General features: G+C 63.2%; 11 protein-coding genes and 1 pseudogene. 7 read left to right on the forward strand and 5 right to left on the reverse strand.

The features are described from left to right. The first annotated feature begins 867 nt into the window (after nucleotides 1-867). The 6 genes from ACSQ9I_RS21980 to ACSQ9I_RS22005 all read left to right on the forward strand — a co-directional run bounded on the left by ACSQ9I_RS21980 (nucleotide 868) and on the right by ACSQ9I_RS22005 (nucleotide 7,166). Nucleotides 868-4,050 (forward strand): adenylate/guanylate cyclase domain-containing protein, encoded by a 3,183-nt coding sequence (locus ACSQ9I_RS21980; protein WP_436314455.1) that lies wholly within the window; start codon nucleotides 868-870, stop codon nucleotides 4,048-4,050. Between the two features lie 238 nt (nucleotides 4,051-4,288). Next, nucleotides 4,289-4,570: an HU family DNA-binding protein gene (locus tag ACSQ9I_RS21985; protein WP_436314456.1), complete on the forward strand. Its 282-nt coding sequence runs from the start codon at nucleotides 4,289-4,291 to the stop codon at nucleotides 4,568-4,570. A gap of 317 nt (nucleotides 4,571-4,887) precedes the next feature. After that, the gene (locus ACSQ9I_RS21990; RefSeq protein ID WP_436314457.1) at nucleotides 4,888-5,304 is read left to right on the forward strand and encodes a hypothetical protein; all 417 of its coding nucleotides are present in this window, start codon (nucleotides 4,888-4,890) and stop codon (nucleotides 5,302-5,304) included. Between the two features lie 327 nt (nucleotides 5,305-5,631). Beyond that, complete coding sequence (locus tag ACSQ9I_RS21995; RefSeq protein ID WP_436314458.1) at nucleotides 5,632-6,012, forward strand: TonB family protein; 381 nt, start codon at nucleotides 5,632-5,634, stop codon at nucleotides 6,010-6,012. Between the two features lie 25 nt (nucleotides 6,013-6,037). Next, on the forward strand, nucleotides 6,038-6,847 hold the full coding sequence (locus tag ACSQ9I_RS22000) for a hypothetical protein (protein ID WP_436314459.1): 810 nt from the start codon (nucleotides 6,038-6,040) through the stop codon (nucleotides 6,845-6,847). A 1-nt stretch (nucleotide 6,848) separates the two neighbouring features. Further along, a complete protein-coding gene (locus ACSQ9I_RS22005; RefSeq protein WP_436314460.1) occupies nucleotides 6,849-7,166 on the forward strand; it encodes a hypothetical protein in 318 nt (105 codons plus the stop codon). A gap of 185 nt (nucleotides 7,167-7,351) precedes the next feature. On the opposite strand, the gene ACSQ9I_RS22010 is transcribed toward ACSQ9I_RS22005, so the two are convergent. The 3 genes from ACSQ9I_RS22010 to ACSQ9I_RS22020 form a co-directional block, all read right to left on the reverse strand. Continuing rightward, nucleotides 7,352-9,124, reverse strand: coding sequence for an adenylate/guanylate cyclase domain-containing protein (locus tag ACSQ9I_RS22010; RefSeq protein ID WP_436314461.1), 1,773 nt, complete (start codon nucleotides 9,122-9,124; stop codon nucleotides 7,352-7,354). Nucleotides 9,125-9,700: 576 nt separating this feature from the next. Then, nucleotides 9,701-10,777, reverse strand: a complete 1,077-nt coding sequence (locus ACSQ9I_RS22015) for an alkene reductase (protein ID WP_436314462.1) — start codon at nucleotides 10,775-10,777, stop codon at nucleotides 9,701-9,703. A 63-nt stretch (nucleotides 10,778-10,840) separates the two neighbouring features. Continuing rightward, nucleotides 10,841-11,641: an SDR family NAD(P)-dependent oxidoreductase gene (locus ACSQ9I_RS22020; protein ID WP_436314463.1), complete on the reverse strand. Its 801-nt coding sequence runs from the start codon at nucleotides 11,639-11,641 to the stop codon at nucleotides 10,841-10,843. Between the two features lie 109 nt (nucleotides 11,642-11,750). Here ACSQ9I_RS22020 and ACSQ9I_RS22025 point away from each other — a divergent pair, with 109 nt between their 5' ends. Next, complete coding sequence (locus ACSQ9I_RS22025) at nucleotides 11,751-12,296, forward strand: MarR family winged helix-turn-helix transcriptional regulator (protein WP_436314464.1); 546 nt, start codon at nucleotides 11,751-11,753, stop codon at nucleotides 12,294-12,296. 38 nt (nucleotides 12,297-12,334) lie between these two features. On the opposite strand, the pseudogene ACSQ9I_RS22030 reads toward ACSQ9I_RS22025, so the two are convergent. Then, nucleotides 12,335-12,889, reverse strand: a pseudogene (locus ACSQ9I_RS22030) (oxidoreductase); the annotation flags it as partial. A gap of 282 nt (nucleotides 12,890-13,171) precedes the next feature. Continuing rightward, a complete protein-coding gene (locus ACSQ9I_RS22035; protein ID WP_436314465.1) occupies nucleotides 13,172-14,452 on the reverse strand; it encodes a porin in 1,281 nt (426 codons plus the stop codon). Nucleotides 14,453-14,469: the final 17 nt, after the last annotated feature.

The raw sequence follows: 14,469 nt of genomic DNA on the forward strand, positions 1-14,469 counted from the left end.
GCATAGGGCCGACTGTACGCATTCGCCCAAGCAAGTTCAAAGTCCGCAACCAGTCTGACCCCGACCTACACATGATGGGCAGCCGGCGAGGTCCGAGCCCCTCGGCTGTTTGCGCACTTATTGACCTAGAACAATCGTTCTGCAACAGTAGTAGGTGTTCTGAGCTAATAAATGCCCAAACGGCGATCCAGGCGGCATGCGGCTCGCCAAGCTCCTCGAGCGTTAGGTCGCCGACGCAAATGCCCGAACGACACCCGCCCGCGCAGGTTCGGACGGCAGGTAACTGCTAATAAATGCCCAAACTAGCGCTGCGCGTCCTGTGTCGATCGCGACGGCCGCGTCGTTGTGCCCCCTCACGACGGCCTGCGGAAGGGAAGCCGTCTCCCGGAGTCGCCAACGGCATCCACCAGGCGCCGTTTCGGCCGAACGCCTATAGATCGTGTGGGCGGTCGGCAGCAAAGTGCCCCTTCCGCATACCGCCGCGCGAAGCGCGTGCACACCCACTGGCTGTAAGGCAGGATCCGGCCATCACCGGTCCTTGGGCCGCGCAAATCGGGCGGCAGCTCAAGACTTGGGAGCTGTCATTCAGCGGCGCTGGGCCGACCACCGACTACCGACGCTTGGCCGTTCGGTGCCGATAAGATGCTGACCGTCGATGCTCGGCATGCGAGCGCTTCGCCGCGCTGGGCATCAAGCACACCGGTGGATGCGGCAGATCGTATCCTTTGCAGGTTCGTGCAGACAGCACGGGCTTGCAGCCGGTATCGAGACGGCCGACACTGGGTCAAGTCGCGCACGAAAGGCAACTTGGGCTCCTGTTTCCCAAGGAAATCAAGGAGCGCTTACGAACCGTCGTGAGGTCCTCGAATGTCAGACATCAGCTCGTGGCTCCAAGGTCTTGGCCTTGAGAGGTATTGCGAAGTCTTCGCCAGCAACGACATCGACGTGACGGTCGTGCCGGACCTGACCGAACAGGACCTTGAAAAGCTGGGGCTGTCGCTCGGCCACCGCCGCAAGCTCCTCGCCGCCGCGTCCAAGCTGCGGCAAGCCACCACCATGCCTGCCGGCCCCGTTGCGCCTGCGCCGGCCGCCAAGGAGGTCGAACGCCGCCAGGTCACCGTGGTGTTCACGGACCTGGTGGGCTCGACCGCGATCGCCAGCCAGCTCGACCCCGAGGACCTCGACCAGTTGTTGCGCAGGTATCGCGATGCCTGCGCCCGCGTGATTGAGAGCTTCGACGGCCACATCGCCCAATACCTGGGGGACGGCGTACTGGCCTACTTCGGCTATCCGCAGGCACAGGAACAGTCGACTGAGCGCGCGATCCGATCGGCACTCGAGATGGTGATGGCGGTCGCTCGTCTGCAGCGCCCCGATGGCCAGGCGCTGCAGGCCCGCGTCGGCGTCGCCACGGGCCTGGTCGTCGGGCACGCTGCCGGTGACGGACGCGAACAGACAGTGGTCGGCGATACGCCGAATTTGGCAGCCCGTCTGCAAGCGCTTGCCGAACCCGGCAGCGTGCTGGTGAGCCCGATGACACGGCAACTCAGTGGCGAATTCTTCGAGTACGTGTCCGCCGGCGAACACGCGCTGAAGGGCTTTGACAAGCCTGTCCCGGTCTGGAAGGTGGTGCGCGAACGCAGCGTGGAGAGTCGGTTCGCCGCGTCGCGCGGCAGACTTGCCGGGCCGATCGTTGCGCGAGAGCGGGAACAGGTCTTTCTTCTCGATTCATGGCAACGCGCGGTCCAGGGCAACGGCCACCTCGTGTTGCTCGGCGGCGATGCAGGAATGGGCAAGTCGCGGTTGGTCGAGGCGCTCGCCGAGCGAGTACGCGACACGCCGCATCGGCTGCTGCGCTGCCATTGCTCTCCCTATCACAGCAACAGCGCGTTGTACCCGCTGACCCAGTTGCTGCGGCACGAAGCGGCGATTCAGCCCGAGCGCGCAACAGAAGAGAACCTGGGCAAGCTCGAAGCCCTGCTGCCGCGCCTCGGCCGGACATCGCGCCGGGACCTGCTCTTGATCGCGGAGTTGCTCGACCTTCCCACGCCCGACCGCCTGTCGCCGATGGAGATGACCACGGCACAGCGCAACCTGGAAATACTCGTCATCCTCGAAGACTTCGTGCTCGCCACGCCCGACGATGTGCCGGTGCTGTTGTTGTTGGAGGACGCGCACTGGAGCGATCCCACGACACAAAGCCTGGTGGAACGGCTGCTGTCGCGCATCGGGTCGCGCAAGGTGCTCGCCCTTGTCAGCCACCGGCCCGAATTCCGCAAACCCTGGAGCGAGCACATGAACGCCACGGCCATTTCATGCAAGCCGCTGGGACACGAACAAAGTGCTGCCATAGCCCGCCGCGCCGCTGGAGATTGGCCGATCGATGAGGCGCTGATCCAGCAGATCGTGGAGCGCAGCGACGGCGTACCGTTGTATGTCGAAGAACTCACTAAGGCGGTGATCGACATGCAGGCTGCGCACGCCGTTGTCGTGCCTTCGACGCTGCAGGATTCCCTGATGTCCCGGCTGGATCGTCTGGGCGAAGCCGAGGACATTGCGCTGGTAGCCTCCGTGATCGGGCGCCATTTCTCCTACCCGCTCCTGGCGGCCATTGCCGGCGTGCAGGAGGCCACGCTGCGCGCGGGCTTGGATCGGCTGCTCGGTGCAGGCCTCGTATTCGCCACCGAGGACTCGCAGCAGGATGGCTACAGCTTCAACCATTCTCTGGTGCAGGAGGCGGCGTACGAAAGCCTGTCGCGCAGCCGTCGCCAGGCCTTGCACCTGAGAATTGCCGAACTGCTGGCATCGCAGCAGGACACCTCGGCCGCCAGCGCGCCTGAGATTGTTGCCCACCATTTCGACCGCGCGGCGCAGCCAGAGCGATCGTGCGCGTATTGGATGCTTGCCGCGGAAAGGTCGGGGTGGCGCTCGGCCCATGCCGAGGCGATCGCCAACCTGAATGCCGCGCTTGCGCAAGCAGAACGAATCACCGACGCCGCGACGCGTGCGCGCTGCACGATCGAAGCAAAGCTCAAACTGGGTGCGACCTTCAACATCCAGTCCGGGCCGCTGAGCCATGACATGGCAGCGGCGCTGACGCAGGCCTATGCGCTGGCCAAGAAGGCCGACTCCGAACGGCAACTGTTCCAGGCGACATGGGGGCTGTACATCACCAAGGTCAACTCGCGCCAGTTCGACGATGCCCGCATCTTGGGCGATGAACTGACAGAGATCAGCCGCAAGCTCGGCGATGACGATCTGCAGATGGAAGGCCTGCATCACCGCTGGGGCATCTGGTACTTCACGGGCCAGACCGCGAAGATGCTGGAGGCGTCTCGTGAAGGCGTTCGCCGCTACGATGCGCAGCGCCACCACCGCCTGTCCCAGGTGTATGCGGGTCATGACCTGGGTGTCTGTGCCCATTGCTGCACTGCCATCGGGCTGGGCCTGGGGGGTCTGGCGCAAGATGCCGCCACCAGCCTCGACTCCGCGCTGGCGCTTGCGGAGTCGGTGCAGCATCCGCTCAGCCTGACGTTCGCACTGGGGGTGGGAAGCGTCGCCCTGCAACTGGCCGGCGACATCGAAGCCTGCCAGAACATGGCTGAGCGCGAGATGCAGGTGGCAATGAAGTACGACTTGCCGCTGCAGCGCGGGCTCGGGCAATTCATGCTCGGCCTGGCGCGCGCACGGCAAGGGGACATCGCCGCCGGGCTGGCCATGATGGAGGCGAACTACGACACGGCGGTCAGGCACAGTTTCCTCGGCGTGTATCCGCATTTGGTCATGATCGAAGCGCTGAGGTGGGGCGGCCGCGGCAAGGAGGCGTTGGCGCTCGTCACGCGCACCTTCGACACGCTGATTTCGCCGGAAGTCGGCATCCATGTTCCGGAGATGTGGCGGCTGCGCGCAGAGCTTGCGCTGGCGGACTCGGCGGTGAACGCGGCACTCGCCGAAGGTTGGCTGCGTACCGCCGTGCGCATCGCCTCGGAGCAGGGTGCGACGGTCTACCAGACAAGAGCTGAGTCGGCGCTGGCTCAGTTGGTCGATTGAAGGCAAGTTGGTCCGCGCGATTGCAGGCGAGCGGCTTGCGAGGTCTGGAGCGATCACCTGATCGCCGGAGCAGCCGCGCCCGCACTGCATATCTGCCGTTGAGCGATCGAGGGCGACGGATCGCAAGGGGCCCACTACCGTCTCACACCCATCTCCGGGCATGGCGTTTCCTGCCAGCCTCTGACAAGCTCAGATGTGGAGCTATCCTGCTCATCATGTTTTCGAAAGGAACCTCAGTTTGAACAAGACCGAACTTATCGCCGCGATCGCTGCGGACACTAACGTCAGCAAGGCCGATGCCGGCCGCGTACTCGATTCGGCCGTTGAAAACCTGACGCGGCCCCTGGCACGTGGGGAAGCCGTGCAGCTCATCGGGTTTGGCAATTTCACCGTGGCGAGCCGTGCCGAGCGCACCGGCCGCAATCCATCGACCGGCGAGCAGATGACGATCAAGGCGAGCAAGGCGCCTAAATTCACGGCAGGCAAGGCATTGAAGGATGCTGTCAAAGCGTCAGCGTAGTCGCTGCCAGATCGAGCGCCAGGCGCGACGATCACGGGTCCCAGCAGCATGTAGGTTGAGGAGGCTCGCGCCATCAAGGGCGACAAGCGGCCAGGAGCCGACGTTCGAGGTAGCCTCGCCGCGCTACGGCCTAGTCATCGTCGAAGGCATCATGCGGTCGGGCAAGTCGACCACGATGCGCTTCCTGCCAAAAGCCTGCTGGGACGCCCGGTCAGCGCGTCCCCCTCGCGGCCTTTCAGTTTTGAATCGACGCTCACTTGGGCTCGCGCGTACCGGCGAATTCAACTAGAGTGGCTCCAGGCTTGAGGAGACATACGATGAACAATTTTGTTTCTCGGCTCGCGACGCTTGCATGCGTCACTTTTGGGTGTCTCACCGCTGCGGAGGAAGTCCCAAAGTACTTGTCTAAGCTGGAAGTTGACAAGGCGCTTACTGGCAAAGTTCTGCTGTTCAATCGTCCAAGTGACGGGGCGGCGGTGCGGTGGGATATACGTAAGAGTGACGTATTTGCGAATCTCGTAGGACGAAGGTACGGAAGCGGTACCAGCGGCGCCGGCGGCGGTTTTCCGGGAACGTGGGAGACCCGAGAGGATGGCGCCATGTGCGTCAAATGGCGCGACAACAGCCCGGGTCAATGCCACTTCTATTTCTGGGACGGCGACAAGCTCAAGCGCACACTTGAACCAACGGCAGAGGCAGCAGCCAGCGCTACTCTCGTCGAGTTCGAAAAGTGAAGCGAGTGGCTCGGTGAATCGAACCTTCATGCCATCATCAACTGAAAGCCTAGCAAACAGGGGGCCGTTCGTCGAAGCCGAGCCCCATTCGATGGCCCCGTACGCGCACTGAGTGCCTCGTCTGAGAGGCAGAATGCGGCCAGAACCCGTCATTCGGTGAGCAGGCTCAATTCGCCTCATAGCCGACCTTCGCGGCGCGCACACAACGATTTCTGTGGGTTTGGGAGCCGCTCGCCCTGAAGCGCGTGCACACCAACCGAGCGGCCCTCAACAATCGGCCAGGAGCGGACGCTCGGTTGCTTTCATAACTCTTTGACCTTCCGATCTGTGAAACTTCGCTTTGCCCTCATCCTCGTTGCAAGCGCGATTGCTGGTTGCGCGACAAAGCAGCTTCCTGCGCCCTCCACCCCCGAATCTCGTTGCGACATGGCAATCGCACAACAGGCGCCAGCCGTCTACCCTCGGAGTGCCGCCGAGAAAAAGCTGGAAGGGTGGGTGGTTGTCACTTATGAACTCGACGGTTCTGCCAAAGCAAAGGATGTCCGCGTGAGCGAATCGGAGCCTGTCGACGTATTTGATTCGTCCGCTGTGAGATCAATTGCTGACAGCGTATTCAAGGTAGGCGTGGTTCGAAAGAGTTGCCGCCAGGTGTTTCGGTTCAACTACCAGCGATCGCCTGGCAGCATGGAAACTCCGGTCCGCCGTTGATGGGCTGGACCGGCAAATCTGATCTGTGGCTGCAGCCAGCAGCGGACGGTCGCCCGCCGGTCTCGAATGGTTTGTTTTCATCACACCTGAGGCAATGAAGTCGACTTCAAGGAAAACAGCACTGGCGTGGGCGCTGCAGCACCTTGCCGATGAATTCGAACGCAGAGGTTGGGAGCGACAAGAGCGTCCGTCTTCCAGGCTCACGATGTATCAACAGCCGTCTGAGGAGGTTGAAAACAAGCTGATTGTTCACGAACCCTTTGGTCCAACCGGCCTGGGCTTGCCTTCGCCGGAGATGCTTGGCCTTGCATGCACGGTGAACGTGGTCTTCCCGAGCATTGAGGCGGCAATCGACAGAGTCTTCGGCCACGGAGAGGAGTCGGCGGGACGCCTTTCCTTTCGTCTCGCCTTGAGCCAGCTAGTTGGCCCTGAGCGCTTGCACGCGGGCAACGTCCACTTGCTGTCGATGCAAGACGGCTCGGCGGCCGTCTCCTCTGTGGAGTTCTTGGGTGATTTCGACCGCGTCATGGAGCCGGTGCGCCAGCAGCTGCTGGACTGCACGGTTTTCCTTGACGAATCGTTCGTGCCGCCAACCGTTGATTGGTGGTCTTGGAACCTACGTCGAGTCGCGTACCTGAGCGAGCACGCGGACGCCGCCACGTGGCGCCGTTGTGCAACTCGGCTTGAGAGTCAAGCGGCAACCCTTGAAGCCGGGGAACCCGCAAACGCGGAAACGGCTGACGGCGCATTTTCGAGCTTCTCTTCACTCCGCACCGATGCCGCACGTCACGGTGCAGCTCAGGTTCTCCGATTCCTCCGGCAGGCGGCTCGCTGATATGAGTGGCTTCTTGCGTCCGGCAAAATTCGGCCAAAACCAGCCGTTCAACGCAGCCCTCCGACATGAGACGCCCAACATCATCCGTCCCGAGCAAGAACTTCGCGTACCTCTTGGGTTGGCTGTGGCCGCTGTCTTTGCAACGTTTGGCATCGCCGGCGTGCTCAAAAGCCTCTATGGCTATGAGTGGTTCGGTTCGCCCGCACAGCGATGCCATGACTATTGTGTCTCCCAGGGCAAGGAGGGCGATATGCTTCGGGTCTATCCCAAGACGATGACAGGCGCACGAGATGGGCCGCGCGAGTGCCAATGCCACTGAGGGCCTCCGAGCGACCTCTCTCAGCGATGGTCAATGCCCGCTGGGACCCCAAGGTCCTGCGGCATGAAGGGCTACAGTCAGCTTGAGCCCAGACGTTCGGCCATCGGCCCGAACCAACCCATTCGGGCACTGGAGGACTGACGCGCGCTCCAAAGAGCGTTGACTAGACAACCGCCATACCGGACTCATTGCGGCAGCCCGGCCTTGCGCAGACCCTCCACGAACTGTTCGAGCGGCGCAGGGTTCCTGTAGGGCAGGACTCGCATCGTGTGTTCGATCGTGTACTGGGGGTTTATGGCCATCAGTTCTCGCCAGACTCGACGGGCCTCGTCTTGACGATCGGTATGACCGTAAAGCGAGGCAAGGTAGGCGCGCGTGACGTCCGATGCGGGCATATGGATCAGGCGCCGCTTGAACGTCGCTTCGGCCTCGTTGTAGCGCCCGAGGGCGAATAGGGCCCGCCCCAGAGCATGCATCCACAGGTTGAATTCCGGGTCGAGCCGAAGCGCCCGTTCCAATGACTCGAGCGCTTGCTCATGCCGTCCGGTGAAATGCAGCACGTTGCCCAGGGCCCCATGGGATTGGGAAGAGTTCGGGTCGAGCTCGATCGCCCGCCGCGCCGCGCTCTCGGCTTCGTCCAGCCTTCGCAGCCACATCAGGGCGACGGCCAGCGCGTGATGCGAAACCGCTTCGAACGCGTCGGCCTCGCACGCCTTGCGTGCCAGCGCCAGGGCCTGTTCCAGATCGCTCGCCGTGCGACCATTCCATGCGTTGACATACTCGACGCCGCTGCATATCGCCAAGCCCGCATAGGCCTGCGCCAGCCCCGGGTCGATCGCCAGCGCGCGCTCCAGCATGGCACGGGCCTCGACGAGCGCTGCGGCATTGAAATCCCGGATGCAGCTTTTCGCGCGAATCAGGCAGTCGTAGGCCTCGACATTGACCTTGCCGCGATCCTGCCGGCGCGCCCTTTCGCTGCCGGTGAGGGTCACTTCGAGCGTATGGACGATCTTTCGCGTCACTTCGTCCTGGACCGAGAAGATGTCCTCGAGGTCCCGGTCATAGCGCTCGGCCCAGACGTGGCCGCCGGATTCGGCATCGATGAGTTGCACATTGATGCGCACTCTCATGCCAACCTTTCGCACGCTGCCTTCGAGCACATGTCGAACGCCGAGCTTCCTTCCGACGTCCTTGATGTCGACGTTTTGCTTCTTGAAGGTGAAGGACGAGTTGCGGGCGATCACGAACAGGCCGGATATCTGGGAGACGTCGGTGATGATGTCTTCCGTGATGCCATCGGCGAAGTACTCTTGCTCGGGGTCTCCGCTCATATTGGTGAACGGCAGCACCGCGAGCGAGGGCTTGTCAGGCAGACGCAGCACCGGCGCAAACGATGGCGATGCCGCCGCGGCGACATTCACCGATGGCCTCGCGGGCGCCACCTTGAAGGCCCGCACTGGATGGCCGATATTCTTCACCTGCTGTTCGCCCTGATCGACAAACTCCGCGCTGACCTTGCTCCTCACGGCCCCGTGCACTGCATCCGATACGGTGATGCCGCCCGGTTCGGCCAGCGCCTGCAGCCGCGCTGCAATGTTCACCCCGTCGCCGTACACCGTGCCGTCCGCCTTCTCGATCACGTCGCCCATGTGAACGCCGATCCGAAAGCGCATTTGCCGATCCTGCGGCGCGGCGTCGCAGGACATGCCTAACTCATGCTGAACAGCAACGGCCGCGGTGACCGCTCCGGCCGCGGTCTCGAACACGGCGAGCACCGAGTCGCCAGCCATGTCGATCACACGGCCATGGTTCGACTCGATCTGAGCACGAAATACCGCGCGCGCCGCATCGAGCGCGGCCACGGTCGCGCGGTCGTCGTTCGCCATCAGGCGCGAATAGCCCGCCGCATCCGCGGCGAGGATCGCTGCCAGGCGCTGCCTGAGACCAGATTCGTTCACATCCGTCGACCCCCTTGCTAGTTGCCGATGAATGTTACGCTCCGCGTGGCCAATCGCATGCGAGCTTGTCGGATTGTGCGGCAGCCTCATCCTGCCGTTGTGGCTGGGAAATGTTTGCTCAGATTCGCAATTGCCAAGTCGCGATCGAGCAAGAATGGACTGCACATTTCGGCGCGCAGCGGTTCAAGGCCTTGCGCGAGACGCTGCACGACCTGTCGCTGTGGCACGGAAGGCTCACTTGAGACGATTCATTCGCGTTCACAGACTACTCTGGAGTGCCGCGCTCGACCGTCAGGTCTTGGGCCGGCCGCCGACGTCTGGTGCTCCGACACCCAAGGGCCGCGCTGCGGTGCGGAAGTTCAGAAGTGAAAGCCGGAGGACGGCAACGGGCCCAAAGCTCCGAGGCCACGACGGGCTACATTCGGCCACAACCAGAACTTCACGACGCACGCCCACCTTCTATGGCCGAGAGCGCGGGTTCGTCGACGGCACAGAAGCACCGGACCGGTGGGACCGGTGGGACCGGTGGTGCCTGTGTCAGTACTACTCACCGGCATGTTTGCAACAGTGCGATGTCTAGCCGGCGAGCGTCGGATAGTCCGTGTAGCCCTTGGCATCGGGCGTGTAGAACGTGTCCGACGCGGGCGCGTTCAGCGGCGCGTCCTGGCGCATGCGATCGACCAGGTCGGGGTTGGCGATGAAAGCCCTGCCCATGGCCGTCAGGTCCGCGCGGCCTTCGCTCAGGGCCCGTTGTGCGCTGGCTTTGTCGAGTCCGCCGGCAAGGATGAAGGGGCCGTCGAACGCAGCCCTCAGATCGGTCTTCAGCTTTGCCGGGACAGGCGGGGTGCCCATGGCCGAATGGTCCAGCACGTGAACGTACATGAGGCCGAGCGCGGAGAGCTGCTTCACCAGCGCCAGGTACTGTCCGTCCACGCCTTCGAATGCGCCGGTGCCATTGAGCACGCCGTGCGGCGACAAGCGGATGCCCACTCGCTCGGCGCCGATCTCCTTCACGGCCGCACGGGCGACCTCGAGCACCAGCCGGTTGCGCCCTTCGGCCGTGCCGCCGTAGCCGTCGGTGCGGCGGTTGACGTTGGCGTTCAGGAACTGCTCGAGAAAGTAACCATTGGCCGCGTGCAGTTCGATGCCGTCGAAGTCGGCTTCGATGGCAAGGCGCGCGGCCCTTGTGTACTCGCCGATCGCAATCTGGATGTCGGCTTCGGTCATGGCGCGCGGCGGCGTGTGCGGCTGGTTGCCCTGCGTATCCGTCCACATCTGGCCCGGGCATGTCTCCGCTGAAGCGCTGAGCACTTCGGCGCCGGCCGGCAGGTTGTCCTTGTGGGTCACGCGGCCGGTGTGCATGAGCTGCACGACGATCCTGCCGCCCTTGGCATGGACTGCGTCGGTCACAAGCTTCCAGCCTTGCACCTGGGCGTCGTTGAACAGGCCCGGGATCCGGGCATAGCCCAAGCCGTTGGGCGACGGCGAGGTTCCTTCCGTGATGATGAGGCCGGCGCCCGCGCGCTGGGCATAGTACGTGGCCATCAGGCTGTTGGGCGTGTTGTTGTCGACCGCGCGGCTGCGGGTGAGCGGCGACATCACGGCACGGTTCTTGAGCGGGGTGGCGCGCAGGGAGAAGGCGTCGAAAAGCATGGACTGTCCTGAGAAAATGGAATGAGAAAAGAGAAGAAGGGAGGGCTTTGGGCCTGCAGCGGCTCAACCGATCCGGTAGCGCGGAGCCGGCGTTCCAACCTGGGTGGCGGCGAAGAGTTCGGAGCGCGCGGCCTCGTACTTGTCCCACAGCGCTGCATCGGCAACCGACGGCCACGTGATCGCTTCGCCTTGGTCCAATCCCGCAAGGGCCGCATCGACCATGTGCTCGGTCGTCATCAAGGCCTCCTTGTTGAGGGCCGCCAGTGGGACGCCCGACAGATCCCAGATCTCGGTGGCTGTCGATGCCGGCAGGACCAGCTGAACCTTCACCCCGGTGCCGGCCAGCTCTTGCTGCAGACCTCGGCTGTATTGCAGAACGAAGGCCTTGGTGCCGCTGTAGACGGCGCTGATGGGCAGCGAATGGATGCCCAGCACGGAAGCGATGTTGATGATCACCCCCTCGTTTCTCGCGATGAAGGCCGGCACGGCCGCTTGAGTGAGGCGCGTCAACGCCGTGATGTTGAGGGCGATCTGGGACAGCGCGTCGCCTGCGGACCTCTGGGCCAACGGTCCCAGTCGTGCGATGCCGGCGTTGTTCACCAGGACGCGCACCCCGGCTTCGGTGGACAGAATCGTCTCGATCCGCGCCAGGTCCTCGTCCTTGGTCAGGTCGGCAACGACCGGCTCGGCTTTGATACCGTGCGCCTTCGAGACCTGTGCGCAGAGGGCTTCCAGGCGGTCGGCGCGCCGGGCGACAAGAATGAGGTCGTATCCACGCGCAGCAAGGCGATCCGCATAGACGGCGCCGATGCCGGAAGAAGCCCCGGTGACAAGGGCGACTTTCCTGGAACTGGGGTTTGTCATTGATGGCTTTCCAATAAAATTGAGGGCTCAACCAAAAAGTTGAGGGCTCAAATGTAGGTTTGATCAGCTGCGGGTTGCCAATGGTGCAGCACTCAACCATATTCAGAACATGGGAATCAACACAAAGCTCATCGACGCGAAAAACAGCCCGGACAAGCCGGCCATGGATCAGTCCGCCGCAGGCGAGCAGGGCATCCTGGGCGGGCGTGTCTGCACGAACACCGCACTGCGCCTCGCGGCTCGCAGGCTCGGCCAGCTGTATGACGAAGCGCTGGCGCCGTTGGACCTCAAAGCCACGCAGCTCGCGCTCATCGCGGAAATAGACAAGCTCATGGTTGCCGATCGACAAGGACCGACGCTGCAGGAACTGGCGGCCCGGCTCGCCATCCAGCTTTCGGCCTTGACCCATGCGCTCAGGCCGCTGGTGCGCGATGGGTTCGTCGAGCTGCGTCCGGACGCCAAGGACCGGCGGACCAAACACGGCGTTCTCACTCCGCTTGGCAAGGCCAGGCTCTCGGAAGCAGCGGTGCGCTGGGCCGCGGCCAACGACCGCGTGGAGGCCGTCTTGGGTCCCGCCTCGGCTGCGAGCTTGAGGGCCCTGGCCGATCAGGTGGCATCCGACGCGTTTCTGGCCGCATACAAGGCGGAGCATTGACCGCTGGCCCGGCGCGTAGTGCTGCCGCATCGATGTTGCTAGGTACTCAGGTCTACCAGTGTTCTTCCACGAACGCCACCCTTCAGCACCTGCTTGGCGCGCTCGGACACTTCATCGAGTCCGATCATCGTCGTCATCTGTTCCAGCAGACCCGGATCCAGATCGGTGGCAAGGCGGCGCCATGCATGCTCGCGCAATGCCATCGGCGCATTGACCGTGTCCACGCCGGCCAGCGTGACACCGCGGAGAATGAAGGGCGCGACGCTGCCGGTCAGGTCCAGGCCCTGCGCCAGACCGCAAGTCGAGGCGGCAACTCGAAAGCCGCGCGCGGCAAGGATGGCGATGGCGACGGAGCCTACGCCGCCGGCCGCGCCCCTGACCAGCACGTCGCCACCGCTCAGGCCTCCGCGCTCCAGTGCCATCACGCAAAGCATGGCCGCGAAGCCCGCAGTTCCGATGGCGGCCGCGTGCCGCGTGGTGATGGCAGGCGGCAGCTTGATCAGCCAGTCACCCGGCACTCGCGCACGCTGGGCGTAGCCTCCGTTGTGCGTGACGCCTGCTTCGAAGCCGTTGAGTACAACCTTGTCACTCGACAGATGACCCTGTCGCTTGGAAAACAGCTGAGCGAGCGCGGAAGTTGATACCCAAGGTGCCGAATCACGGGAACGTCAGTTTCGGAGAAATCTGAACTTCGGCTTAGGGCCCATTGCGGGCCTTCGCCTTTGCCGATAGCAGACACCCGACCTCGACAATCGCGAGGCGCGCAAAGCCATTCTGGAAGCAGCCGTCCAACGACCCAATGGACGAGCCTCAGCTTCATCGACCTACAACGTGATGGACTCCTTCAGTTCCTGCCGTCAGAACAGCCCGTCCCATCAGAACGCATGCCGGATGCCAAAGTCATATCCGGTGGACCTGCGCGGTGCCAATCCTGATGTTCCTGCACCTGTAGACAGATACGCCCCGCCACCCGTCACCGCCCCCATGATCACCGGATTGTTTTGACCGTCCTTGATCCGAATGCGGGCAACTGTGGCGTACAGCGCCGTGCGCTTCGAGAGGTTGTAGTCGTACCCGACGGCAAGCTTGTTCACCGATGCGTCTCGTCGCGGCGCAAATGAGGTGGCCAATGGGCCCAGGTCGTTGTCGAACTTGACGCGCGAGTACGACGCCTTGATCAGACCTGGGCCGACGGGCACGGTGACGCCCAGAAGCCCGCCCTTGTACTTGTCTGAATCACGAAGCGTGACAGAACCAAGCACCGGCGCCGGCGCCGTTGACAACGCCCGATCCGTGACTTGCGAGACTTCACCGAAGACCTTCATAAAACCAAAATCGTACGAGGCACCGAGATTGATGGTCTTGATCTTCTCGTCCAGATTGACGCCGGTGGGAAATCCAGCGGCGTTCATGCCGGTGGTGTCCGCTGCCGTGCTTTCCCCATAGGCCAAGGCAACGTCGAGCGGCCCGGCAGCGTAGCCCAACCGCCCCCCAAAAAAGCGCCCCCTGTGGCTTGGACTTCCCGGCATATTGCTCTGCGAGACGTTCTCGTGCAGTGCGTACTGCAGTTGTCCATAGACCCCGCCCAGATTGGGCGGAAGAAAGTAGCCGATGCTGTTGCTGGTGCGAAGGTAGTTGTCGGAAGCGGCCACGGGCGACCCAGGACCTCTTACCGTCTGCAGGTTCGTCCCTACAGTCGAAACAACATTTGCGCCGACGCCGATCGTGCTGAATGGGCTGAAGACCGAGTCGTTCCAGAAGGTTGGCGTGAAGTCGCGGCCCAGCCGAATCTCGCCGAAGGGGCCGGACAAGCTGACGGTCGACCGTCGATTGAAACTTGCGACCCCAGTTGCTCCGCTATCCGGCGTCGTACCTGCTTCGAGCCAGAAGCCGGCGGCGAGTCCTCCGCCAAGATCCTCTGTGCCGCGAAAGCCCAAACGGCTGTTTGATTGCCCGCTGTTGGACAACACCGTCTGGCTTCGGGTGACGCTCGGCAGCGGAGGCACCAGTGCAGCCGTGTTGTTGTAGAACTCGCTCTTGGCGCTGTAGTAGCTAACGCCGACATCGACGACGCCGAAGAGCGTGACGGACGATTGGGCGGTGGCCGCGGTGACGCAAGACAGCATGCTCGCTGCCGCGATGATGGTTCTGTTCATGATTCTGATCTCGATGA

It is taken from the genome of Variovorax sp. LjRoot84, from assembly GCF_964254305.1.
Lineage (GTDB): Bacteria > Pseudomonadota > Gammaproteobacteria > Burkholderiales > Burkholderiaceae_C > Variovorax.